Consider the following 242-nt stretch of genomic DNA (forward strand, 5'->3'; position numbering starts at 1 on the left):
CCTATGGCAATGTCGTCCTGAACGTGATCGCTTTCATATATGTCGAACTCATCCGTGGCACGCCGATCGTCGTGCAGGTGATGTTCATCTATTTTGCGCTTCCGCTGGTCGCCGATATCAGGATCAATCCGATCACCGCGGCGATCACCGCGATCGTCGTCAATGCCGGGGCCTATATCGCCGAAATCGTCCGGGGATCGTTTCTGTCCATCCACAAAGGATTGAAGGAAGCCGGGCTCGCA

At 55.4% G+C, this 242-nt stretch carries 1 protein-coding gene; it reads left to right on the forward strand.

Annotated features, from left to right (window positions below; all coding sequences use genetic code 11):
* Positions 1 to 242: ABC transporter permease subunit (locus AF337_RS13685; RefSeq protein ID WP_152971064.1), on the forward strand; the 242-nt coding region annotated here is incomplete at both ends.

Source organism: Rhizobium ecuadorense (assembly GCF_001187535.1).
GTDB classification, from domain to species: domain Bacteria; phylum Pseudomonadota; class Alphaproteobacteria; order Rhizobiales; family Rhizobiaceae; genus Rhizobium; species Rhizobium ecuadorense.